The 22693-nt window shown below is 69.3% G+C and carries 20 protein-coding genes and 1 pseudogene; 15 read left to right on the top strand and 6 right to left on the bottom strand.

Features of this window, described 5'->3' with window-relative positions; translation table 11 throughout:
* The first annotated feature begins 5 nt into the window (after positions 1 to 5).
* Positions 6 to 1424: a pitrilysin family protein gene (locus tag R5H19_RS11275; RefSeq protein WP_318159096.1), complete on the top strand. Its 1419-nt coding sequence runs from the start codon at positions 6 to 8 to the stop codon at positions 1422 to 1424.
* A 594-nt stretch (positions 1425 to 2018) separates the two neighbouring features.
* On the opposite strand, the gene R5H19_RS11270 is transcribed toward R5H19_RS11275, so the two are convergent.
* Positions 2019 to 2507, bottom strand: a complete 489-nt coding sequence (locus R5H19_RS11270; RefSeq protein WP_318159095.1) for an 8-oxo-dGTP diphosphatase — start codon at positions 2505 to 2507, stop codon at positions 2019 to 2021.
* Between the two features lie 189 nt (positions 2508 to 2696).
* Between R5H19_RS11270 and R5H19_RS11265 the strand changes: the two genes are divergently transcribed.
* The 11 genes from R5H19_RS11265 to tatA all read left to right on the top strand — a co-directional run bounded on the left by R5H19_RS11265 (position 2697) and on the right by tatA (position 15407).
* Positions 2697 to 3428, top strand: a complete 732-nt coding sequence (locus R5H19_RS11265; RefSeq protein WP_318159529.1) for a phosphodiester glycosidase family protein — start codon at positions 2697 to 2699, stop codon at positions 3426 to 3428.
* Positions 3425 to 5836 carry a penicillin acylase family protein gene (locus R5H19_RS11260; RefSeq protein ID WP_318159094.1) on the top strand — a complete coding sequence of 804 codons (2412 nt, stop codon included), beginning with the start codon at positions 3425 to 3427 and terminating at the stop codon, positions 5834 to 5836. Before R5H19_RS11265 ends, R5H19_RS11260 begins: the two co-directional genes overlap by 4 nt.
* Before the next feature lie 138 nt (positions 5837 to 5974).
* On the top strand, positions 5975 to 6169 hold the full coding sequence (locus R5H19_RS11255; protein WP_318159093.1) for a hypothetical protein: 195 nt from the start codon (positions 5975 to 5977) through the stop codon (positions 6167 to 6169).
* A gap of 88 nt (positions 6170 to 6257) precedes the next feature.
* The gene (locus R5H19_RS11250) at positions 6258 to 7298 is read left to right on the top strand and encodes an FAD:protein FMN transferase (RefSeq protein WP_318159528.1); all 1041 of its coding nucleotides are present in this window, start codon (positions 6258 to 6260) and stop codon (positions 7296 to 7298) included.
* Entirely contained in the window at positions 7298 to 9487 is a 2190-nt protein-coding gene (locus R5H19_RS11245; RefSeq protein WP_318159092.1) for a 4Fe-4S binding protein, read from the top strand. Before R5H19_RS11250 ends, R5H19_RS11245 begins: the two co-directional genes overlap by 1 nt.
* 30 nt (positions 9488 to 9517) lie before the next feature.
* Positions 9518 to 11467, top strand: coding sequence for a TAT-dependent nitrous-oxide reductase (gene nosZ, locus R5H19_RS11240; RefSeq protein WP_318159091.1), 1950 nt, complete (start codon positions 9518 to 9520; stop codon positions 11465 to 11467).
* A 53-nt stretch (positions 11468 to 11520) separates the two neighbouring features.
* Positions 11521 to 12801, top strand: coding sequence for a nitrous oxide reductase family maturation protein NosD (locus R5H19_RS11235; RefSeq protein ID WP_318159090.1), 1281 nt, complete (start codon positions 11521 to 11523; stop codon positions 12799 to 12801).
* Entirely contained in the window at positions 12785 to 13714 is a 930-nt protein-coding gene (locus R5H19_RS11230; RefSeq protein ID WP_318159089.1) for an ABC transporter ATP-binding protein, read from the top strand. The genes R5H19_RS11235 and R5H19_RS11230 overlap by 17 nt, the downstream gene beginning before the upstream one ends.
* Positions 13711 to 14544, top strand: a complete 834-nt coding sequence (locus R5H19_RS11225; RefSeq protein WP_318159088.1) for an ABC transporter permease subunit — start codon at positions 13711 to 13713, stop codon at positions 14542 to 14544. The genes R5H19_RS11230 and R5H19_RS11225 overlap by 4 nt, the downstream gene beginning before the upstream one ends.
* 10 nt (positions 14545 to 14554) lie before the next feature.
* Positions 14555 to 15199 (top strand): nitrous oxide reductase accessory protein NosL, encoded by a 645-nt coding sequence (locus R5H19_RS11220; RefSeq protein WP_318159087.1) that lies wholly within the window; start codon positions 14555 to 14557, stop codon positions 15197 to 15199.
* A 13-nt stretch (positions 15200 to 15212) separates the two neighbouring features.
* Positions 15213 to 15407 (top strand): twin-arginine translocase TatA/TatE family subunit, encoded by a 195-nt coding sequence (gene tatA, locus R5H19_RS11215; protein ID WP_318159086.1) that lies wholly within the window; start codon positions 15213 to 15215, stop codon positions 15405 to 15407.
* Positions 15408 to 15494: 87 nt separating this feature from the next.
* On the opposite strand, the pseudogene R5H19_RS11210 reads toward tatA, so the two are convergent.
* From R5H19_RS11210 to dapD, 5 genes and pseudogenes are all read right to left on the bottom strand, one after another.
* Positions 15495 to 17545: pseudogene (locus tag R5H19_RS11210) on the bottom strand (S9 family peptidase).
* 92 nt (positions 17546 to 17637) lie between these two features.
* Complete coding sequence (gene dapE, locus R5H19_RS11205) at positions 17638 to 18768, bottom strand: succinyl-diaminopimelate desuccinylase (protein ID WP_318159527.1); 1131 nt, start codon at positions 18766 to 18768, stop codon at positions 17638 to 17640.
* A 64-nt stretch (positions 18769 to 18832) separates the two neighbouring features.
* Positions 18833 to 19330: a DUF2165 domain-containing protein gene (locus tag R5H19_RS11200; protein ID WP_318159085.1), complete on the bottom strand. Its 498-nt coding sequence runs from the start codon at positions 19328 to 19330 to the stop codon at positions 18833 to 18835.
* A gap of 1 nt (position 19331) precedes the next feature.
* Entirely contained in the window at positions 19332 to 19688 is a 357-nt protein-coding gene (locus R5H19_RS11195) for a Spx/MgsR family RNA polymerase-binding regulatory protein (RefSeq protein WP_318159084.1), read from the bottom strand.
* Positions 19685 to 20512 carry a 2,3,4,5-tetrahydropyridine-2,6-dicarboxylate N-succinyltransferase gene (gene dapD, locus R5H19_RS11190; protein WP_318159083.1) on the bottom strand — a complete coding sequence of 276 codons (828 nt, stop codon included), beginning with the start codon at positions 20510 to 20512 and terminating at the stop codon, positions 19685 to 19687. The genes R5H19_RS11195 and dapD overlap by 4 nt, the downstream gene beginning before the upstream one ends.
* A gap of 234 nt (positions 20513 to 20746) precedes the next feature.
* On the opposite strand from dapD, the gene R5H19_RS11185 reads away from it, so the two are divergent.
* The 3 genes from R5H19_RS11185 (at position 20747) to tssA (ending at position 22661) form a co-directional block, all read left to right on the top strand.
* Positions 20747 to 21028 (top strand): hypothetical protein, encoded by a 282-nt coding sequence (locus R5H19_RS11185; protein ID WP_318159082.1) that lies wholly within the window; start codon positions 20747 to 20749, stop codon positions 21026 to 21028.
* 76 nt (positions 21029 to 21104) lie between these two features.
* Entirely contained in the window at positions 21105 to 21422 is a 318-nt protein-coding gene (locus R5H19_RS11180; protein WP_318159081.1) for a hypothetical protein, read from the top strand.
* A 201-nt stretch (positions 21423 to 21623) separates the two neighbouring features.
* Positions 21624 to 22661 (top strand): type VI secretion system protein TssA, encoded by a 1038-nt coding sequence (gene tssA / locus R5H19_RS11175; protein ID WP_318159080.1) that lies wholly within the window; start codon positions 21624 to 21626, stop codon positions 22659 to 22661.
* Positions 22662 to 22693: the final 32 nt, after the last annotated feature.

The following is a 22693-nucleotide window of genomic DNA, read 5'->3' as shown; positions in this document are numbered from 1 at the left end:
CCGCCATGCAGACGCATACGACATTCAAGACGCTCGCCCTCGCGCTCGGCCTGGCCCTGGCCGGCGTCGCCCAGGCCTCCACCGCGCCGCTGCCGAAGGACCTGCCCGCGTACGGCCCGGACCAGCCGCTGCCCACTCCGCAGATCGCCCAGCGCACTTTGTCGAACGGGCTTACCGTGTGGGTGGTGCCGCGTGAAGGCCTGCCCAAGGTCAACGTGGCGCTGTCCGTGCTCGGCGGCACCGCCGCCGACGATGCCGCCACGCCGGCGATGTCGCAGATGCTGGCGCGCCTGCTCGACGAAGGTACCGCCAGCCGCAGCTCGCGCGACATCGCCGAAGCGTTGCAGGCGATCGGCGGCGACTACAGCGCCAGCGCCGACGACGACGCGGTCAACATCCGCGCCAGCGCACTGGCCTCGCACGCGTCGCAGCTGCTGGCGCTGGTAGCCGACACCGCGTTGCACCCGAGCTTCCCGGCCAGCGAAGTCGCCCTGGCCAAGGCCAACGCCCTGCAGTCGCTGAAGGTGCAGGAGTCCGATCCGGACTGGCAGGCCGGCCGCGCGTTCAACCACGCGGTCTTCGGCGAGCACCCGTATGCGCGCGATTCGCTGGCGGAAGCCACCGTGCAGGCCACCTCCACCGACGCGCTGCGCGCGCTGCACGATACCCGCTTCCGGCCTGATCGCGCCTTGCTGGTGATCGTCGGGCGCATCGATGCAAACGAGGCGTTCCGCCTGGCCGAACAGCAGTTCGGCGACTGGAAAGCCGACGGCAAGGCCTTGCCCGACACCGCACCGGCACCGCGCGAAGCGGCGCCGCAACGACTGCTGGTGTCGCGCGAGGGCGCCGTGCAGAGCAACATCCGCTACGGCCGCCCGGCCGTGCCCGCCAGTGATCCGGACTACATCCCGCTGACCGTGGCCAACACCATCCTCGGCGGCGGCTTCACCAGCCGCATCGTCCAGGACATCCGCGAGGACAAGGGCTACTCGTACAGCCCGTGGTCGCGCTTCGGCGCCAACCGCGTCGGCGGCAGCACGGTGGCCACGGTCGACGTGCGCAACGAGGTCACCGGCGCCACCCTGGCCGAACTGGCCAAACTGTTCGACAGCATGGCCAGCCAGCCGGTCAGCGCGGAAGAGCTCAACGGCGCCAAGCGCCTGGTCGGCGGCATCTACCTGCTGCGCAACCAGATCCAGGGCGCGCTGACCGGCACGCTGGCGAACTACTGGGTGGACGGATTGCCGCCGAGCTTCCTCGGCAGTTACGTCGCCGAGGCCAACAAGGTGACCGCCGCGCAGGTGCAGGCGATGGGGCGCAAGTACTTCGCCGCGAAGGACCAGAGCATCGTGATCGTCGGTGACCCCAAGGCAATCGATGCCCAGTTGAATCCGTACGGCACCTTCACCGCGTTCAAGCCCTGACGCCCGGGAATCGGGAAAGCATCGCGCTCAACGCGGGCTTCTCCGAAAACCCCGCCGGTGCACGGAAGCCCGCCACCGCTCCCTCCCCCTGCATCGCAGGGGACGGAGCAGGACGTGCAGTGGCGGGCTCGGTCCCTCCCCCTGCGATACAGAGGAGGGAGCAGAGCGTGCAGCCCCGGGATCGGTCCCTCCCCCTGCGCAGCAGGGGGAGGTCAGGAGGGGGTGCGCTCTTGATCCTGGCCCGAGAGCAAAGAGCGACCCCACCCCGACCCTCCCCTGCTTTGCAGGGGAGGGAGCAGAGCATGCGGCTGCGGGATCAGTCCCTCCCCCTGCGATGCAGAGGAGGGAGCAGAGCATGCGGCTGCGGGATCAGTCCCTCCCCCTGCGATGCAGAAGAGGGAGCAGAGCGTGCAGCTGCGGGATCAGTCCCTCCCCCTGCGATGCAGGGGAGGGAGCAGAGCATGCGGCTGCGGGATCAGTCCCTCCCCCTGCGCAGCAGGGGGAGGTCAGGAGGGGGTGCGCTCTTGACCTTGCATCACGAAGTACGGTCCCACCCTTGCAATCCAAAGGAGGAGCGGACACGCACGTCGCCGCTCACAACCGGCTGTACGACCACGACTGCATGCGGCCGTCCTTGTACGGCATCACGCCATGGAACGGGCGCGGGTCGGCGTCGAACACCAGCGGCAGGAAGTGGCGGTCGCCCTCCCACATCGGCAGTTCCATCAGCCGCGCGCGCGGCACCCATTCCAGCGTGCCTTCATGGTTGCCCTGGTGCGTCTCGCCGCTGAAGCGGTCGATCAGGAAGATGAAGCCGAGCCAGTCCTCGCCGTGCTTGCCGAAACCGGGCCAGTTCAGGGTGCCGCGCAACTGCATCGACTCGCACTCGATGCCGGCCTCCTCGCGGATCTCGCGGCGCATGCACACGGCGATGTCCTCGCCCGACTCCATCTTGCCGCCGAGGCCGTTGTACTTGCCGAGGTGCAGGTCGTCCGGGCGCGCATTGCGGTGGATCATCAGCACGTCGCGGTGATCGGGCGACAACACGTAACCGAGCGTCGCCACTATCGGGGTATAGGGCATGGGCGGGTACCGCGAAAAGAACCCAGTTTAGCGACAGCCGCCGCAACGTGCAGGCCCGGGCTTGCACCCGCACGGCCAGGCGGCGACCATCAATGGATGCATCCGCCCGCTTCCGCGCCCTGTCCTTTTCCGCTGCCGCCGTTGCGGCGCACGCTGCCGCACCTGCTGTCGCTCCTGCTGCTCGCCGGCATGTCCGGCTGCGCCCCGGGCGCACAGGCACTGGATAGCCGCGAGCTGGCGTTCGAGGGCCAGAACTACCGCGTCGTGCACGTGAACCTGAAACGCGAGCAGCTGAGTCTGCACTGGCGCGAGCCCGCCAGCGGCCAGCCATTCGGCAGTATCGAAGCGCTGCGCCAGTGGGGCGCGCGGCGCGGCCAGCGGCTGCTGTTTGCCGCCAACGCCGGCATCTACGACCACAAGTTCGCACCGCTGGGCCTGCACGTGGAGAACGGCAAGACCGTGGTGCCGCTGAACCTGGCACACGGCAACCCCGCCTCGGGCAATTTCTCGCTGCTGCCGAACGGCGTGTTCGCGGTGTACCCGGACGGCCATGCCGCGGTGCGCACCAGCGCCGCGTTCAAGGCCGAGGGCAAGAGCGTGCAGTGGGCGACCCAGTCGGGGCCGATGCTGCTGATCGACGGCAAGCTCAACGAGCAGTTCGTCGACGACTCCGCCAGCATGAAGTGGCGCAGCGGCGTCTGCGCGAAAACGCCCACCGACGTGGTGTTCGCCGTCAGCGAGACTCCGGTGAACTTCCACGCGTTCGGACGGCTGTTCCGCGACAGGCTGGGCTGCCGCGACGCACTCTACCTGGACGGCAGCATCTCGCAGCTGTACGTCGACGGTGAAGGCTATGCCGGCGCGCCGGCCTTCATGGTCAAGCCGTACGCGGGCATCTTCGCGGTATTCGCCAAGCCATGACGGCCCGCCGGTGGCGCGTCCTGCATGCCCTGTCGCTGGCCTTGCTGGCGCTGCTGGCGGTTGCCTTCGTGGTGTTGTGGTGGCTGCTCGCCGGCAGCCGCGCCCGGCTCGACGGCACGCGCCCGGCTACCGGCCTCGCCGCCGCGGTCAGCATCGGCCGCGACGCGCTGGGCACGGTCACCATCGAAGGCAAAAACCGTACGGACATCAGCTACGCGCTTGGCTACGTGCACGCACAGGAACGCTTCTTCGCGATGGACCTGATGCGCCGCGCGAGCGCCGGCGAGCTGTCCGCACTGGTCGGCCCGGCCGCGCTGAAGGTCGATCTCAACCATCGCCGCCATCGCCTGCGCGCCGTGGTCGAAGCCGCCTTTGCGCAGTTGCCGCCGGAGCAGCAACACGAACTCGACCGCTACCGCGACGGCGTCAACGCCGGCCTCGCCGATCTGCGCGTGCGGCCGTGGGAATACCTGCTGCTGGGCAGCCGGCCACAGCCGTGGCGTACGCAGGACAGCGCGCTGGTGATCGCCGCGATGTACCTGGACTTGAACGGCGACGGCCGCAACGAGCGTGAGCTGCGCCTGGCGCAAGTGCGGGCCGCGTTGCCCGGTCCGCTGGCGGATTTCCTGCTGGCGCCCGATCCCGACTGGGAGGCGCCGCTGAGCGGGCGGCTGTCGCGGGCACCGGTGATTCCAGGGGCCGACGTGTTCGACCTGCGCCAGCTGGCGCCGTCGCAGCCCTCCGCGACGCTGGTCGCCGCACTGGCGCCTGCGCTCGACGCAGTGCGCTCCGGCAGCAACAACTTCGCCGTTGCCGGCGCGCTCACCGGCAGCGGCGCGGCGATGCTGGCGAACGACATGCACCTGGGCCTGCGCGTGCCGAACATCTGGTTCCGCACCCGCCTGCGCTATCCAGACGCCAGCGCACCGGACGGCCGACGCGACGTCAACGGCGTCAGCCTGCCGGGCACGCCGGCGATCATCGTCGGCTCCAACGGCCAGATCGCCTGGGGCTTCACCAACAGCTACGGCGACTGGCAGGACTGGGTACGCGTGCTGCGTGATCCCGCCAACCCCACGCGCTACAAGGTGCCGGACGGCTGGGCATCGATCGAAAGCCACGACGAGCACATCCGGGTCAAGGGCCAGCCCGACACCATCCTCAAGGTCGAGGACACCCGCTGGGGCCCGATCATGGGCACCGACGTCGACGGCACGCCGCTGGCGCTGGCCTGGATCGGCGGCCGGCCGCGCGGCTACAACGTCGAGCTGATGCAGCTGGAACGCAGCACCGACGTGGCCGGCGCGCTGGACCTCGCCCCCACGCTCGGCATGCCGCCGCAGAACCTGCTGGTCGCCGACAATCGCGGCCACATCGGCTGGACCATCGCCGGCAACAGCATCCCGCTGCGCGCCGGCATCGACCCGCTGCTGCCGTCGGACTGGTCCAAGCCCGGTAGCGGCTGGCGAGGCTGGGCCACGCCGGCGCAATACCCGCGCATCGAGAACCCCGCCGACGGGCGGCTGTGGACGGCGAACAACCGCACCATCGACGGCGAGGCACTGGCCCTGCTCGGCAACGGCGGCCACGACCTCGGCGCGCGTGCGCAGCAGATCCGCGACGAGCTGCATGCACGCGCCAGCTTCACCCCCGGCGACCTGCTCGACATCCAGCTCGACGACCGCGCCGTGTTCCTCGCCCGCTGGCAGCGTCTGCTGCAGGACACCCTGGCCGACAACAGCGAGCCGTCGCTGCAACCGTTGCGCCAGCTGACCGCCGCCTGGCGCGGTCGCGCTGCCGTCGACAGCGTCGACTACCGGCTCGTGCGCACGTTCCGCGACCGGGTCAGCGCAGCCGTGCTGGCTCCGTTTGCAGCGCAGGTGCGGCAGCGCTACCCGGATTTCAGCTGGCCCGGCGAGAACAGCGCCGAGGCAGCCGTGTGGGCACTGCTGCGCGCCCGGCCCGCGCACCTGCTCGACCCGAAATACCCTGACTGGCATGCCCTGTTCGTTGATGCCGCGAGACAGGTGGTGGCCGAACTGGGGCGGCAACCCGGCGGCCTCGCCGCGCGCAGCTGGGGCGAACGCAACCGCGCCGGCATCCGCCATCCGCTGTCCGCCGCCCTGCCGTCGTGGCTGGCCCGTTTCATCGACATGCCCGACCAACCCATCCCCGGCGACAGCAACATGCCGCACGTCGCCACCCCCGGCTTCGGCGCCTCCGAGCACCTGGCCGTGGCCCCTGGCCACGAAGCCCACGGCATCCTCAACATGCCCGGCGGCCAGAGCGACCACCCGCTGTCGCCGTACTTCGGCGCGGGGCACCAGGATTGGGTCGAAGGAAAGCCGACACCGCTGCTGCCGGGGCCGACGCGGCACACACTGGTGCTGCAGCCGGCGGCACACTGACACGCCGCCCGGCGCCGACCGGCCGGGCCGCCCTGTGACATTCGACCGCACACCGCTCCCGGACATGTCTGATCGAAGTCAAAGGCAGCGTGCCCGTGCGCGCGCATGATCCGCACCGTCCACACGGCGGATTCATCCATGACCAGCCGCGACACCGTCATCGTCGGTACGAGCCTGTCCCGGGCCATCGCGCGGGGATTGCCGTGGCTGGACGCGCGCATGGTCGAGCGCACCCGTCCGGGCACGGCCTCGTCGCGCCGCCCCGTTGTGCATGAGGTCGGGCGCGGCACCGCCGCGCAACCTCCGCCACGCGTGGCCGCCAGCGCGGCCTGAACTCCCCCGCAGCACATCGCGCCCACACGCTCACCGCCACGGGAGACATCCCTTGCGCCGCTCCGCCGACTGCAACGACCCCGACGACCTGCACTCCCCCACGCGCCGCCACTGGTTGCGGCAGACCGGCCGGCTCGCGCTGGCCGGCGGCCTGCTGGCCGGCGGCGGCTGGGCGGTGCTCAGGCGCAAGCAGAACCTGTGGCAGGTGCGCCTCGAGCGCACGCTGATGCAGACCTCCGTTTCGGTGACCTGCATGTCCGACGACGTACAGGCCGCGGGTGCGGCGATCGAGGCGGCGTTCGCGCGGATGGCCGCGACCGCCGCCGAGCTGACCCGCTTCGACCCGGCCAGCCCGCTGGCGCGGCTGAACCGCGACGGCCGGCTGGCGCTGGTGCCGGCGAACCTGCACGCGGTGCTGCGCGAGGCGCTGTCGCTGTCGGCGCTGACCGGGGGCGCGTTCGACGTCACCGTGCTGCCGGTGCTGCGCTACTTCGAAACGCTGCGCGGCGCGAGCCGCACCGACGCGCACGAACGGCGCGCAGCCGAGGACCGCGACGCGCTGGTCGGCTACCGCGACCTCGTGCTGGACGCACGCGGCGCGCGGCTGCTGCGCCCCGGCATGGCGATCACTCTGGACGGCATCGCCAAGGGCCACGTGGTCGACCAGGGCATCGCGGCGCTGCGCGCGGCAGGCATCGAGTACGGCCTGATCGACGCCGGCGGCGACATCCAGGCGATCAGCGGCAACGACCCCGGGCGGCACTGGAACGTGGGCATCGTCGATCCGCGCGACACGAGCCGGGTGGCGGCGGTGCTGCAGTTGCGCAACGCGGCGCTGTCCACCTCGGGCAACTACCGCGTGTTCTTCTCCGCCGACCGGCGCCTGTTCCACATCGTCAACCCGCGCACCGGCTGGTCGCCGCAAAGCTATTCGAGCGTCACCGTGATGGCGCAACGTTCCGTGCTGGCCGACGGCATGAGCACCGCGGCGTTCTCGCTGGTGCGGCCGCAGCTGTCTGCGCTGATGGCGGCGCAGGACCACCAGTGGCTCGCGTTCTCGCGTACCGGCGAGCAACGCTGGCGTTCGCGCGAACTGCCGCTGATCGCCGGCACGGCGGAGCCGGCCTGATGCGCGACGCACGCTCACTCATCGCCCGGCTGCTGCTCGCGCTGGCGTTGCTGCTGCCCGCCTCCGCGGCGCTGGCCGGCATCGACGCGAAGTATCCGCAGCTGCACCAGGTGTTCCCGCAGGCCGACCGCTTCGGCGACGTCGAGGGCGATCCGCCCGCCGCGGCCGTGTACCACGGCGACCAGGTGATCGGTTACGTGTTCGAGACGGTGATGGTGGCGCCGGTGCCGGCCTACTCCGGCGCGCCGATCAACATGCTGGTGTCGATCGGCACCGACGGCAGCATCCGCGACGTCCGCGTGCTGGAGCAGCACGAGCCGATCCTCCTGGTCGGCATCCCGGTGCAGAAGCTGTACGACTTCGTGGCTCGCTACATCGGTCACCGCGTGGACGACCAGATCGTGGTCGGCGGCGGCGGCAGCGGCAGCGTGCGCATCGACGCGATCAGCAGCGCCACGGTGACCTCGATGGTGGCCAACGAGACCATCATGAACTCGGCGCTGAAGGTGGCCGCCTCGCGCAAGCTGATCGCCGGCGCCGTCGACACCGGCGCGGCCGCCGCGCAGGTGCGCGCCGACTACTTCGTGCCGGCCGACTGGCAGGCGCTGACCGGCAACGGCGCGATCGGCCACCTGCAGCTGACCCGGCAGGAGGTGATCGACGCCTTCAAGGGCCAGCCGGAGAGCGGCCTGGTCGACGACCCTACCGCGCCGGCGCCCGGCCACGGCGCGGACAGCTTCATCGACCTGTACTTCGCCGACGTCACCCCGCCGACGGTGGGCCGCAACCTGCTCGGTGAGGTGGCCCATGCCGACCTGATGAAGCTGCTCAAGCCCGGCGACTCGGCGATCGCGGTGATGGCCAACGGCATCTACTCGTTCAAGGGCGTGGGCTACGTGCGCGGCGGCATCTTCGACCGCGTGCACCTGCTGCAGGACGGCAAGCTGGTGCTGTTCAAGGACACCGACCTGGTGCCGTTGAACGACACCCCGCTGCGTGGCAAGCCGGCGTTCGTCGAGCAGGCGATCTTCATCGTGCGTGGCGGCGGCAGCGGCTTCGACGCGACGCGGCCGTGGACGCTGCAGCTGTTGGTGAATCGCCAGGTCGGCCCGCTGCAGAGCATCTACCACACCTTCACCCGCGACTACCGCATGCCGCCGGCCTACACCACGCGTCCGGAAGCGGCGGCCGCGACGGATGTCGACGCACTGCCGGCCGACGCGCCGCTGTGGCAGAAGGTGTGGCACGGACGGCGCGTCGATATCGCGCTGCTGGTGGCGGGGCTCAGCGTGCTCACCCTGATCCTGATGTTCCAGGACTGGATCGTGACGCGCCCGCACCTGCTCGAACGCCTGCGCGTGGGCTTCCTGATCTACACGCTGGTGTTCATCGGCTGGTACGGGCTGGCGCAGCTGTCGGTGGTGAACATCCTCACCTTCATCCAGGCGGTGCTGCACGGCTTCCACTGGTCCACCTTCCTGATGGATCCGCTGGTGTTCATCCTGTGGGTGTTCGTGGCCGCCACGTTGCTGCTGCTCGGGCGTGGCATCTACTGCGGCTGGCTGTGCCCGTTCGGCGCGCTGCAGGTGCTGGTGAACAAGCTGGCGCGCCGGCTGCACGTGCCGCAGTTCGAGGTGCCGCAGTACCTGCACGAGCGGCTGTGGGCGATCAAGTACATCGTGCTGCTGGTGCTGTTCGGCATGTCGCTGCAGTCGCTCAACCTGGCCGAGCACTACGCCGAGATCGAGCCGTTCAAGACCGCCATCACGCTGCACTTCGCCCGCTCCTGGGGCTACGTGCTCTATGCCGTGGCGCTGGTGGCGATGGCGGCGTTCAACAACAAGTTCTACTGCCGCTACGTGTGTCCGCTGGGCGCCGGGCTGGCGGTGTCCGGTCGCTGGCACCTGTTCGAGTGGCTGCGCCGGCGCAAGGAATGCGGCCGTCCCTGCCAGATCTGCGCCAACGAGTGCGAAGTGAAGGCGATCAACGCGATCGGCCAGATCAACTTCAACGAATGCCACTACTGCCTGGACTGCCAGGTCACCTACGCCAACGACCAGAAGTGCCCGCCGCTGGTGGAGCGCCGCAAGAAGCACGAGCGCGCCGCGCGGCCGCTGCCCACCCCGGTGCTGACGATCACCCCGGCGGCGACGCCGGCAACCCATGAGCCGGCGAAGGTCGCCGACTGACCCACCACCTATCCAAAGGGATGGAGCGCCATGCACGACGAATCGAGCAACCAACCCGGCCAGTCCGGACAAACTGCGGAACCGGGCAACCCTGCACGCCGCAACTTCATGAAGACCAGCGCACTGGCTGGCCTCGCCGGCGCGGCGGGACTGGCGCTGGCGGCTTGCGGCCGCAACGGCGAGCACGCCGGCGTGGACGGCGACGAGCATGAGGACAAGCGCCGACACGAAAAAGGTGAGCACGCAGCGGCTTCCGACCACGTGCCGCCCGGCCAGCTCGACGAGTACTACGGCTTCTGGAGCGGCGGCCAGTCCGGCGAGGTGCGCCTGGTCGGCGTGCCCTCGATGCGCGAGCTGATGCGCATCCCGGTGTTCAACCCCGACTTCACCATCGGCTGGGGCGTCACCAACGAGAGCAAGCGCGTGCTGGGGCCGAACTTCCCGCCCGGCGGCGACTGCCACCACCCGCACATGAGCCAGACCGACGGCCACTACGACGGCCGCTACATCTTCATCAACGACAAGGCGCACACCCGCGTGGCGCGCATCCGCTGCGACGTGATGCGCACCGACCGCATCATCGACGTACCCAACGTGCAGGCGATCCACGGCCTGCGCGTGCAGCGCGCGCCGCGCACCGGCTACGTGTTCGCCAACGGCGAGTTCCTGATCCCGGCGCCGAACGACGGCCGCGACCTGGACGACCCCGACAAGTACCAGACCATGTTCAGCGCCATCGACGGCGACACCATGGAAGTCGCCTGGCAGGTGCTGGTGGACGGCAACCTGGACAACACCGAGGCTGACTACGCCGGCAAGTACGCCATCTCCACCTGCTACAACAGCGAGAAGGGCGTGGACCTGCCCAGCACGATGCAGGCCGAGCGCGACTGGGTGGTGGTGTTCAACATCGCGCGCATCGAGGAGGCAGTGAAGCAGGGCAAGTTCAAGACCATCGGCAGCTCGAAGGTGCCGGTGCTGGACGGCCGCCACGGCTCCGCGTTCACGCTGTACATCCCGATCCCGAAGAACCCGCACGGCATCAACGCCAGCCCCGACGGCAAGTACGTGGTGGCCAACGGCAAGCTGTCGCCCACCGTCAGCGTGATGGAGTGGAGCCGCATCGACGACTGGTTCGCCGGCAAGCTGAAGGACCCGCGCGACGTGGTGGTGGCCGAGCCGGAGCTGGGCCTGGGCCCGCTGCATACCGCCTACGACGGCCGCGGCAACGCGTACACCACGCTGTTCATCGACAGCCAGATCGCCAAGTGGAACATCGCCGACGCGATCGCCGCCCACGACGGCAAGAAGGTCAACTACCTGCGCCAGAAGATCGACGTGGCCTACCAGCCCGGCCATTGCCACACCTCGATGGGCGAGACGCGCGACGCCGACGGCAAGTGGCTGGTGTCGCTGAACAAGTTCTCCAAGGACCGCTTCCTGCCCACCGGCCCGCTGCACCCGGACAACGATCAGCTGATCGACATCTCCGGCGAGACCATGAAGCTGGTCGCCGACGGCCCGGTCTACGCCGAGCCGCACGACGTGATCCTGCTGCACCGGCGGCTGCTGATCGACAAGGTGAAGAAGAGCTGGGACCGCGACGACCCGTTCTTCGCCGAGACGGTGGCGATGGCCAAGCGCCACGGCGTCAACGTGCTGTCCGACAGCAAGGTCATCCGCGAAGGCCGCAAGGTGTTCGTCTACATGACCTCGGCCGCGCCGATCTTCAGCATGGGCAGCTTCCAGGTGAAGAAGGGCGACGAGGTGACCGTGGTGGTGACCAACATCGACGCGGTGGAGGACGTCAGCCACGGCTTCTGCATCGTCAACTACGGCATCAACATGGAGATCAGCCCCGGCGCCACCGCCTCGGCCACCTTCACCGCCGACAAGGCGGGGGTGTTCTGGTACTACTGCACGTTCTTCTGCCATGCGATGCACATGGAGATGAGCGGGCGGATGCTGGTCGAGGCCTGAGCCGCGTTGTGCCGCCGCGCAGTGCGCGGCGGCACGAGCGGATCTCCTTTCCCATGCATGCACTTCGTTTCCTCGCGGTCCTGATGCTGGCATTGCCGCTGGCGGCGCCGGCGCGCGAGCCGCTGGAGCAGCGGGTGGCGGCGGCGGCGCCGGGCGCCACCATCAGCGTACCGGCCGGCGTGCACGCGGTGCACCTCAAGCTGGACAAGCCGATCACCCTCGTCGGCGAACCCGGCGCGATCCTCGATGGCGGCGGCTCAGGCGACGTCGTGCGCATCGCCGCCACCAACGTCACCGTGCGCGGCCTGACCGTGCGCCGCAGCGGCACCGACCTCACTGCGACGAACGCCGGCATCTTCGTCGAGCGCCAGGCGCGCGACGTCACGCTGGAGGGCAACCGCATCGAGCAGAGCCTGTTCGGCGTCTACCTCGACGGCGCGTCCAACGTGCGGGTCGCGCGCAACGTGATCCGCGGCATGCGCTCGCTGCGCGTGGCCGACCGCGGCGACGGCATCCATATGTGGAACGACACCGGCTGCACCATCGAGGACAACGACGTGGCCGACTCGCGCGACGGCATCTACGTCTACGTCAGCCCGCACAACACCATCGCGCGCAACGTGGTGCACGGCGTGCGCTACGGCATCCACTACATGTATTCCCAGGACAACCTGCTGCTGGACAACGTCAGCCGCGGCAACCTGGCCGGCTACGCGCTGATGTCCTCGCACCACCTGAAGGTGATCGGCAACAGTTCCGAGGACGAGCAATCCTACGGCTTCCTGCTCAACTACATCGCGCACAGCGAGATCGCCGGCAACCGCGTGCACCGCATCGACGGCCAGCGCGACGACGCCGGCGGCACCGTCGAGGGCACCGAGGGCAAGGGCCTGTTCGTCTACCTGTCGCAGTTCAACGACTTCCACGACAACGTCGTCGCCGACTCGCAGATCGGCATCCACGTGACCGCCGGCTCGGAGAACAACCGCCTGTGGAGCAACCGCTTCGTGGACAACCGCATCCAGGTGAAATACGTGCAGAACCTCGCCCAGGAGTGGTCGGCGCACGGCCGCGGCAATTTCTGGAGCGACTACCTCGGCTGGGACCTGGACGCCGACGGCATCGGCGACGTGCCGTTCCGTCCCAACGACGGCGTCGACGTGCTGCTGTGGAAATACCCCTCCGCGCGCAACCTGATGTCCAGCCCCTCGGTGCTGCTGCTGCGCTACGTGCAGCGCGCGTTCCCGGTATTCACGCCGCCGTCGGTGCAGGACAGCCGCCCGCTGATGCAAGCCCCCTCCTCCTTCCGGCCCGACCATGAACCACGCGATTGAATTCGAGGCGCTGGCCAAGCGCTACGGCGCGCTCGCCGCGCTCGACGGCATCAGCGCCTGCGTGCCGCGCGGCCGGGTGATCGGCCTGCTCGGCCACAACGGCGCCGGCAAGTCCACCCTGATCAAACTCATTCTTGGCCTGATCGCACCCAGCGACGGCCGCCTGGAGGTGCTCGGCCAGTCGCCGTGGCGCGCGCACGCGCTGCGCCGGCGCATCGGCTACCTGCCCGAGAACGCCACCTTCTACGCCAGCCTCAGCGGGCGCGAACTGCTCGACTACCTGGCCCGGCTGAAGCAGGCGCCGCGCGGCCAGGTCGCGGCGCTGCTGGAGCGCGTGGGCCTGGCGCACGCCGCCGACCGGCGCATCGGCACCTATTCCAAAGGCATGCGCCAGCGCCTCGGCCTGGCCCAGGCATTGCTGGGCTCGCCGGAACTGGTGCTGCTGGACGAGCCGACCACCGGGCTCGACCCGCAGGCCTCGCGCGAGCTGTACCGCATCGTCGGCGAGCTGCGCGCGGACGGGCGCAGCGTGCTGCTCTCCTCGCACCTGCTGGCCGAGCTGGAGCCGCACATCGACGGCGCGCTGATCCTGCGCCAGGGCCGCCTGCTCGCTGCCGGCAGCCTCGATGCACTGGGCGAACAGGCTGCGCTGCCCGCACGCCTGCTGCTGCGCCCGCGCGAGGACGCCGCCAGCGGGCTGCTGGTCCGGCTGGACGCGCGCGGCCTGCCTGCTCTGCTGCGCCCGGACGGCCTGCTGGAACTGCAGGTGCCGCGCGCCGGCAAGCTGCCGGTGCTGCGTGAACTGCTGGCCGACCCCGCGGTGGCCGACCTCGACGTGCGCGAGCCTACCCTGGCGCAGCTCTACGACTGGCTGGGCGCCGGCCAGCACAGCATGGCGGAGGCCTGCGCATGAACACCGTGCTGACCGTCGCCGGGAAGGAATTCCGCGACGACTTCCGCAACCGCTGGACAGTGGCGCTGACCATCCTGTTTGCGCTGCTGGCGCTGGGCATTGCCTGGTTCGGCAGCGCCGCCGCCGGCCGCGTGGGCTTCACCTCGTTCGACGCCACGCTGGCCAGCCTGACCACGCTGGGCGCGTTCGTGATCCCGCTGATCGGCCTGCTGATCGCCTACGACGCCATCGTCGGCGAGCGCGACGACGGCACCTTGCTGCTGATGCTGAGCTACCCGCTCTCGCGCGGCCAGCTGGTGGCCGGCAAGTTCCTCGGCCACTGCGGCGCACTGGCCGCCGCCACGCTAGCCGGTTTCGGCCTGGCGGTGGCGATCATGCAGTGGATGCAGCCGCCTGCGCAGACGCTGCAGGCGTGGCTGCACATCGGCCGCTTCATCCTCAGCGCCTCGCTGCTGGGCGCCTGTTTCGTCGGGCTGGCCTGTCTGATCAGCGTGCAGACTGCCGACAAGTCGCGCGCCGCCGGCCTGGCACTGATCGGCTGGCTGGCCAGCGTGGTGCTGTTCGACCTCGCGCTGCTGGCGCTGCTGGTGGTCAGCGGCGGCAACCCGGTGGAGCGGGCGGTGTATCCGTACCTGCTGCTGCTCAACCCGGTCGATGTGTTCCGCCTGGTCAACCTCACCGCGCTGGGCGACGGCGCCGGCAATGACCTGCTCACCGGGATGACCGCCCACCACGGCTACCCGCCGCTGCTGCTGGGCCTGGTGATGCTGACCTGGGCGGTGCTGCCATTCGCGTGGGCGCTGTTCGCGTTCCGGCGCAAGGAAGTCTGAGGAGAATCGCATGCGCAGCCACTGCACCCGCCCGCCCGCGCTGGTCCTGGCGCTGGCCCTGCTCGCCGGCTGCGGCGGTGGCCACGCCCCCGCCCAGCACGCGGTCGATACACATCCGGACGACGCCTGCGCGGTGTGCGGCATGTACCTGGACGGCTCGCCCGGCCCGCGCGCGGAAGCCTGGGTAAGCGGACGCACCAAGCCGCTGGTGTTCGATTCCACCCGCGACTTCTTTGCTTACGTGCTGCAGCCGGAGAACCAGTCCGCGCTGCAGGAGCTGTACGTGCAGGACAGCGCGCATATCGACTGGCGCCAGCCCAGCCATGCCGCAGCCAGCTTCATCGACGCGCGCCGTGCCTACTACGTGGCCTGGCAGCCGCTGCCCGGATCGATGGGACCGACGCTGGCGCCGTTCGCTACCCGCGCGGCGGCGGAAACCTTCGTGCACCAGCACGGCGGCGCCGTGCTCGCTTTCGACGAAGTCACGCCCGCGCTGGTGGCCACGCTGGATTACCGCTGCCCTGCCCAGGCCGCCGGCGCGCGTGGCCCGTTGCAGTGCCTGGCCGCAGCCACGGCATCCTTCGCCCTGCCGGCCACGCCGCACTCGCCGGCTGCATCTGCCTCGCCGGCGACGCCAGCCCATCCTCTTCCCTGACGAGAATCCACCCATGCTCGGACTGAACAGTTTTTCGCACTGGATCGTGCTGCTGGTGCTGGTGCTGCTGGTGTTCGGCACCGGCAAGCTGCGCAACGTCGGCCGCGACCTCGGCGGCGCCATCGCCGATTTCCGCAAGGGGCTGCGCGGCACCGCGCCGGACGAGGCCACGCCGCCAGCGATCCGCGCGGACGAACGGCAGCCCTGACCCGCGGCGCACGCCGACGAGGCGGCGCCCGGCCGGCCCGCCGCAGCAGGCGCCGCGAGGAGCGACGCCTGCTGCGGCGTTACGCGTTCAATGCTTCGCGTCGAGCGCCTGCGACAGGCCGGGCACGTACTCCTTGCCGTGCGGCACGGTGGCGCTGGAAGGGCCGAGCGCGCCGCCAATCGGCTCCACCCGCCCGCCCAGGCACTTACCCAGGAACTGCTCGGCCACCGCGTTGAAGGCGATGCTGTTCTCGGGCCGCGCGAAGCCGTGGCCCTCGTCGGGGAACAGCACGTAGGTGACCGGGATGTGCCTGGCCTGCATCGCCTTCACGATCTGGTCCGACTCGGCCTGGTTCACGCGCGGGTCGTTGGCGCCCTGCCCGATCAGCAACGGCCGCTTGATCGCCGCCGCCCTGAACACCGGTGAGCGGTCGTGCAGCAGTTGCCGGCCGGCCTCGGTGGTGGGGTCGCCCATGCGCTTGTAGAACTGCTGCTTGATCGCCTCCCAGTACGGCGGAATGGTCTTCAGCAAGGTGGCGAGATTGGACGGGCCGACGATGTCCACGCCGCAGGCGAAGGCGTCGGGCGTGAAGGTGAGGCCGACCAGGGTGGCGTAGCCGCCGTAGGAGCCGCCCATGATGGCCACCTTGTCCGCTTCGGCAATGCGGTTCTGCACCGCCCACTGCACGGCGTCGATCAGGTCGTCGTGCATCTTGCCGGCCCACTGCAGGTCGCCCGCGGCGATGTACTGCTTGCCGAACCCGGTGGAACCGCGGTAGTTCACCGACAGCACGGCATAGCCGCGGTTGGCCAGCCACTGGTGGTAGCTGTGGTAGCCGTAGCCGTCGCGCGCCCACGGACCGCCGTGCACGAACAGCACCATCGGCAGCGGCCGGTCGGGACGCCCGGCATGCGCCTGGTCGCTGCCGGCCGGCAGGGTCAGGTAGGAGACCTCGGTGAGGCCATCGCGGGTGCCGATCTCCTGCGGATACATCGGCGACAAGGTGGCCTTCTCCAGCTCCGGCCGGTTCACGAACAGCTTCACCAGCGTCTTCGCCTTGCGCCGGTACAGGTAGGTGGTGGCCGGCGCGGTGACCGGATCCACCGTCACCGTCCAGGCGTCGTCCGCGTCGGTGCGCGAACCGATGCCGAGGTTGCCCTTGAGCTGCGACGTTAGGAAATCGAGGTCGCCCTGGATGGCCGGGTCGATCGCCTTCCACTCGGTCTTCAGGTATTCCGCGGCATAGGCCTGCGCGCGGCCCGTCTGCGGGTCGGTGAGCACCTCGCCGATGTCGGCCCTGGGGTTTTCCGCCAGCACCGTGGTCTTGCCGCTGGCCACGTCCTGGGCGACCAGCGCGGCGGTGTCGCGACCGCGCGAATCGAGCCAGTACAGCGTCTTGCCGTCGGTGGTGAAGCCCAGCGGCGCCGTGGTCAGCGAATCGTCCAGCCCCACGCTGGCGAACGGCTTGGCTTCCACCTTGCCGTCGGCGAAGCGGTAGAAGTCGGTGCCTCCGTCGGCGCGCGACTTCGTCGCCAGGCGCAGGGTCAGCGTGTCGTCGGCGGTGAAGCCCGCGTAGTCACCGGTGTTCTCGAACACCGGGGTGAGCTTGCCGTTCCTCAGGTCCACGCTGTACACGTCATGCCAGCGCGGGTCGCGGTTGTTCACGCCGATCAGGATGCGGTCCTTGATGTGCACGCTGGTGGCGATCACTTCCACCCGCGTCTTCTGGAACGCGGTCAGCGACTGGGCCTTGCCACCCTTCACCGCGACCTTGTAGAGCAGGAAGTTCTCGTCGCCACCCTGGTCGTTGACGTAAAGGATGGACGAGGAATCGGGCGCCCAGAAATACTGGCGGATGGGCCGCGTCTTCTCGTCGGTCAGCGCGCGCGCCTGGTCGGGGTGGTCGATCGGCGCCACCCAGACGTTGAGCACGCCGTCGCGCGGCGCGATCCACGCCAGCCAGTGCCCATCGGGACTGAGTCGGCCGGCCACCCGGCTGGGATTGCCGAACAAGGCGGCGCGTTCGATCAGGGGAGCGGTGGGAGCAGTGGCGGCCCAGGCGGCGCTGGACAAGCCGGCGGCGGCGAGCGCCACGGCGAGCACGAACTTGCGCATGCGATTCTCCTTGGTGGATGAATACAGCGGCTTCCCGTGCGGGCACCCTCGCGGATGCCCGGTCGACGACAACGCGCTCCACTGTAGGCGAGCCTCCGCCGGGAGGCCAGTGCACTCAGAGCAGGCGCTCGCAGATCGCGCGGTACAGCTGCGGCAAGCGTTCCAGCTCGGCCACGTCCACCCACTCGTCCACCTTGTGGATGCTGGCGTTGACCGGCCCCAGCTCCACCACCTCGGCGCCGAGCGGCGCGATGAAGCGGCCGTCCGAGGTGCCGCCGCCGGTGCTCTGTTCGGGTTCGATCCCGCACAGCTCGCGACATACGGCCACCACGGTCTCGCGCAGCACGCCGCCGGGCGGCGTGAGGAAAGGCATGCCGCTCAAGTTCCAGTCCAGCACGTAGTCGAGGCCGTGCCGCTGCAGGATCGCCTCGGTGCGCGCACGCAGGTCGTCGGCGCGGCTGGCGGTGCAGTAGCGGAAGTTGATCGCGGCGACGAGCCCGCCCGGGATCACGTTGTTGGCGCCGGTACCGGCGTTGAGGTTGGAGACCTGGAACGAGGTGGGCGGGAAGTCGTCGTTGCCTTCGTCCCAGCGCTCGGTGGCCAGCTCGGCCAGGGCCGGTGCGAATGCGTGGATCGGGTTCAGCGCCTTCTCCGGGTAGGCCACGTGGCCTTGCACGCCGCGCACGCTGAGCGTTCCGGACAGCGAGCCGCGGCGGCCCACGCGGATCAGGTCGCCGAGCTTTTCCTTCGCCGACGGTTCGCCCACCACGCACCAGTCGATGCGCTCGCCGGTGGCGCGGAAGCGTTCCGCCACCTTGCGCACGCCATCGAGATTGGTCGGACCTTCCTCATCGCTGGTCAGCAGCAGTCCGACCCGGCCGCGATGATCCGGATGCATCGCCACGAACTGCTCCAGCGCCACCGCCATCGCCGCCACGGAACCTTTCATGTCGGCGGCGCCGCGGCCGTATAGACGGCCATCGCGCAGGGTCGGTTCGAACGGCGGGCTCTGCCACGCGACTTCCGGTCCGCTCGGCACCACGTCGGTATGGCCAAGGAAGATCAGGGTGGGACTGCCCGCGCCGTGGGTGGCCCACAGGTTGTCCACGTCGCCATAGCGCAGGTACTCGACGGCAAAACCGGCACGCGCCAACCGCCCGCCGAGCAGCGGCAGGCAGCCGGCATCCTCGGGCGTCACCGAGCGGCGGCGGATCAGGTCACGGGCGAGTTCGAGCACGTCGGACATGGGCTTCACGAAACGGTCGGTAGGCGCCGGCGCAGCATAGCAAGCGCGCCACGCGGCAGCGCCTTCAGCGGTCGCCTTCCGCGTCGCGCTGGCCCAGGAAGATCAGCGCGGCCAGCAGCACCACCACGAAGCGGAAGGCACTGGCCAGGCCATTCCATTGCGTGGACATCCACATGCCGAACCATTCGCCGCCGATCGCCATGAAGCCGCCCAGCCACAGCAACACGCCGAGCGTGAGTCCGGCCACGGCGGGCCGCATGGCGCGCTGGAACGTCGCCGCCGGCGTGCGGCGTGCGCACCACATGCGCCAGGCGCCGGCGCCGCACAGCACGGCGGCCAGCGTTTCGGCGGCGATGATCAGCACGTACGCGGCATGCTGCAGCAGCGGCGCATGGATCGCGCGGTAGTGGATGGCGGCGTCGGGGAAGATCGAATCCATCGCCAGCACGTGCTGCACGAAGGCGAGGTTGCTGCCGTAGTCGGTGAGGTTGCCGAACGCGACCAGCGCCAGCCACAGCGCGATCGTCGCCAGCAGCGCGATCTTCGACAGGCGCATCGCCATGTCAGCGCCCGAACAGTTTCTTGAAGCCGTTGTCGGTGAAGCCCACGCTTACCGAGCCGTCGCCCTGCACCACCACCGGACGGCGGATCAGCGCGGGATATTCCTTCAGCAGCAACGTCCACTCCGGATCGCTGCCGGGGTTCTTGCGCTGCGGCAGCAGGTTGCGCCAGGTGGTGGAGGACTTGTTGACCAGTTTTTCCCAGCCGCCGAGCTGCGCCGCCCAGTCCTTCAGCGTCGCCGCCGGCACCGGGTTGGCGCGGTAGTCGACGAAATCGTGCGCCACCTCGAAGCGGGTCAGCCAGTTGCGCGCCTTGCGGCAGGTATCGCAGGTGGGCAGTCCGTACAACACAGGGTTCATTCGCCGCTCCTGAGCAGTTCGTTGATGCTGGTCTTGCTGCGGGTCCTCTCGTCCACCTGCTTGACGATGATCGCCGCGTACAGGCTGTGGCTGCCGTCCTTCGCCGGCAGGCTGCCGGCCACCACCACGCTGCCGGCCGGCACGCGGCCGTAGCTGACTTCGCCGGTGGCGCGGTTGTAGATGCGGGTGGACTGGCCGAGGAACACGCCCATGCCGATCACGCTGCCGCGCTCCACCACCACCCCCTCGACCACTTCCGAGCGCGCGCCGATGAAGCAGCCGTCCTCGATGATGGTGGGGTTGGCCTGCAGCGGCTCCAGCACGCCGCCGATGCCGACGCCGCCGGACAGATGCACGCCCGCACCGATCTGTGCGCAGGAGCCCACCGTGGCCCAAGTGTCGACCATCGTGCCGGCACCGACGTAGGCACCGATGTTGACGTAGCTGGGCATCAGCACCGCATCCTTCGCGATGTGCGCGCCGCGGCGCACCAGCGCGCCGGGCACCACGCGCGCGCCGAGTTGCTGCAGTTCGGCGTCGTTGCCGTGGGCAAAGCGCAGCGGCACCTTGTCGAACGCCTGCGCCGGGCCGCCGTCGACCACGCGGTTGTCGTTGATGCGGAAGTACAACAGCACCGCCTTCTTGATCCACTGGCTCACCGTCCAGCCGCCGTGGCCATCGGGCTCGGCGACACGGCGCTCGCCGGCTTCGAGCAGGTCAAGCACCTGGCCGATGGCCGGCCGCAGGTGGGTTTCGATCTCGGCCTGGGTCAGCGCGTTGCGGCGTTCGAAGGCGTCGTCGATCAGGGTTTCGATGGCTTGCATGGGGCTCATTCGCTGGGGGGCGGCGACGACAGTCGCGGCCGGATTCGGCCATCCGTGATGGCGGGTTCTCCATTCTTCCACAGCCGACCCGCAAGCCGCGAATCGGGCCACGGCCAGGCCGGCGCAAGAGTTTCCATTTTCACCGTGCCGAGACGAGGACTGTGTCCATCATGCGCCACGGCTCGCCGCCGTTTGCGGAGCCCCTCCCGCCAACCCGCCCCGGGGGATCATGACATGCGCGAACAGATCAACGAGGGTTCCATGGTTTTCGTCGCCGACGGCCGCGAAGGCATCGGTTCCGTCCGCGAGATCCGGCATGGGCTGCCCGAACTGCTGGTCTACATCGAGAACGCCGGCGACTTCGTGGTACCGATGTCGGCCGTCAAGGCGATCCATTCGGGCAAGGTCATCCTCGACTTCGACCACCTCGACTTGCGCCTGCGCAACGCCATCCGCCATGCACGCGACTCGGAAGACCCCAACTACGTATCGCCCCCGTCGGAAGACGAAGAGTGACGCCCGTCCGGCACGGGCCGCGATTGCCGGTTTGCCGATACGATGGCGCTTTCCGGCACGGGGTAAGCTTTGCGGCATGATCGACAAAGACGAGGCCAGGCTCAACCGGCAACTCGACCGCTTCGAGCGGGAATTGCCGCAAGGCATCGGCCGCAGCTTCCGCTGGTTGCGCGAACCGTCTGCGCGCTGGGTGCGTATCCCCGCAGGACTGCTGCTCATCGCCGGAGGCATCCTCAGCATCCTGCCGTTCCTCGGCCTGTGGATGCTGCCGCTCGGACTGTTGCTGCTGGCCCAGGACCTGCCCTTCCTGCGCCGCCCGATGCGGCAGGCCTTGCTGTGGATGGAGCGGCGCTGGGTGCGATGGAAACGATTCCGCCGCACGCGGCAAGGCTGAGTGCCTGACGATCGGCGCATCGCCCTCCCTTCGCGAGGCCGTGCAGCCGATTATCGCGATATCGCCGGCAAAATCCCCCCGCCATTCATTCGCCGGCGCCGCCGCGATATTGCCGATTCGAATCCGGACCGGCCGCCTGCTGGTTTTGCGCAAATAATTTGTGATAATGGAACAATCCCACCCGGAAGGCGGTGCGAAACCATGGCGCAATACGATCTTGAGTCCTTGTTGGCACCGGTCGGAGACGAATCTCCGGCGGGCGACGATCTGGAATACGATCCCGAGTTTCTCGCACTCGAACGCGCCGCCGCGCCGAAGGCCGAACGCGCCATTGGCGACAACGTCAAGGCGGCCGAAGAACCCGACTGGGACAAGGTCATCGAACTGGCCCGGGCCGTACTGCTCAGGTCGAAAGATCTGCGCGCTGCCGTCCACCTCACCACGGCCTGGACCCGCACGTCGGGCATGCCGGGCTGGAACGCGGGCCTCAGCCTGATCCGGGGCCTGCTGGAGCATTTCTGGGACACCGTGCATCCGCAGCTGGACGCCGAGGACGACAACGACCCGACCATGCGGGTCAATTCGGTGGTTCCGCTCGGCGACCTGCAGGGAGCGTTGCGCTACTTCCGCACGACGCCTTTCGTGCAATCGCCACGCCTTGGCCGCTTCGACCTGCGCGACCTGCGTATCGCCAACGGCACGCTGAAAGTCGCCGCCACCGAGGGCGAGCCGCAGGCGAGCATGACCGAAATCGAAGCCTGCTGCATGGACTGCGCCGAGGAGGAGCTGGTTGCCGTGACGGCGGCCGTCAGCCAGGCGCTGGAAAACGCCAAGGCCATCGACTCGATTTTCAATGATCGGGTCGGCACCGCCGGGCCGGATTTCAAGACCCTGCTCAGCGAAATCTATGAACTGAAGAAGTTTCTGGATCCGCAGCTCGCGCGCCGCCTGCCGGCGGAAGGTTCTGCTGAAGATGGCGCAACCGGTGAAGAAGGCGGTGGCGGGGGCAGCGGAGTGCGCGCCTCCAACGGCGCGATTTCCGGTCCGCAGGACGTGATGCGCCGCATCGACGAGCTGTGCGATTACTACACCCGCAACGAACCGTCGAGCCCGGTACCGCTGCTGCTGCGCCGTGCGCAACGCCTGGTCGGCATGAGCTTCATGGACCTGCTGCAGGACCTCGCGCCCGGCGGCATTCCGGAGTTGCGCGTCGTTTCCGGGACGCCCGAGGACGAATGAGTCGCTGCGCAACCCGCAGCGCATTGCCCTGG

The organism is Rhodanobacter sp. KK11, from assembly GCF_033345435.1.
Classification (GTDB): domain Bacteria; phylum Pseudomonadota; class Gammaproteobacteria; order Xanthomonadales; family Rhodanobacteraceae; genus Rhodanobacter.
This window is presented reverse-complemented; position numbering and strand designations above follow the sequence as displayed.

Coding starts and splice junctions, on each gene's coding strand:
- R5H19_RS11275 (WP_318159096.1), top strand. CDS start 6: ATGCAGACGCATACGACATTCAAGACGCTCGCCCTCGCGCTCGGCCTG.
- R5H19_RS11270 (WP_318159095.1), bottom strand. CDS start 2,507: ATGCCCTATACCCCGATAGTGGCGACGCTCGGTTACGTGTTGTCGCCC.
- R5H19_RS11265 (WP_318159529.1), top strand. CDS start 2,697: ATGTCCGGCTGCGCCCCGGGCGCACAGGCACTGGATAGCCGCGAGCTG.
- R5H19_RS11260 (WP_318159094.1), top strand. CDS start 3,425: ATGACGGCCCGCCGGTGGCGCGTCCTGCATGCCCTGTCGCTGGCCTTG.
- R5H19_RS11255 (WP_318159093.1), top strand. CDS start 5,975: ATGACCAGCCGCGACACCGTCATCGTCGGTACGAGCCTGTCCCGGGCC.
- R5H19_RS11245 (WP_318159092.1), top strand. CDS start 7,298: ATGCGCGACGCACGCTCACTCATCGCCCGGCTGCTGCTCGCGCTGGCG.
- nosZ (WP_318159091.1), top strand. CDS start 9,518: ATGCACGACGAATCGAGCAACCAACCCGGCCAGTCCGGACAAACTGCG.
- R5H19_RS11235 (WP_318159090.1), top strand. CDS start 11,521: ATGCATGCACTTCGTTTCCTCGCGGTCCTGATGCTGGCATTGCCGCTG.
- R5H19_RS11230 (WP_318159089.1), top strand. CDS start 12,785: ATGAACCACGCGATTGAATTCGAGGCGCTGGCCAAGCGCTACGGCGCG.
- R5H19_RS11225 (WP_318159088.1), top strand. CDS start 13,711: ATGAACACCGTGCTGACCGTCGCCGGGAAGGAATTCCGCGACGACTTC.
- R5H19_RS11220 (WP_318159087.1), top strand. CDS start 14,555: ATGCGCAGCCACTGCACCCGCCCGCCCGCGCTGGTCCTGGCGCTGGCC.
- tatA (WP_318159086.1), top strand. CDS start 15,213: ATGCTCGGACTGAACAGTTTTTCGCACTGGATCGTGCTGCTGGTGCTG.
- dapE (WP_318159527.1), bottom strand. CDS start 18,768: ATGTCCGACGTGCTCGAACTCGCCCGTGACCTGATCCGCCGCCGCTCG.
- R5H19_RS11200 (WP_318159085.1), bottom strand. CDS start 19,330: ATGGCGATGCGCCTGTCGAAGATCGCGCTGCTGGCGACGATCGCGCTG.
- R5H19_RS11195 (WP_318159084.1), bottom strand. CDS start 19,688: ATGAACCCTGTGTTGTACGGACTGCCCACCTGCGATACCTGCCGCAAG.
- dapD (WP_318159083.1), bottom strand. CDS start 20,512: ATGCAAGCCATCGAAACCCTGATCGACGACGCCTTCGAACGCCGCAAC.
- R5H19_RS11185 (WP_318159082.1), top strand. CDS start 20,747: ATGCGCGAACAGATCAACGAGGGTTCCATGGTTTTCGTCGCCGACGGC.
- R5H19_RS11180 (WP_318159081.1), top strand. CDS start 21,105: ATGATCGACAAAGACGAGGCCAGGCTCAACCGGCAACTCGACCGCTTC.
- tssA (WP_318159080.1), top strand. CDS start 21,624: ATGGCGCAATACGATCTTGAGTCCTTGTTGGCACCGGTCGGAGACGAA.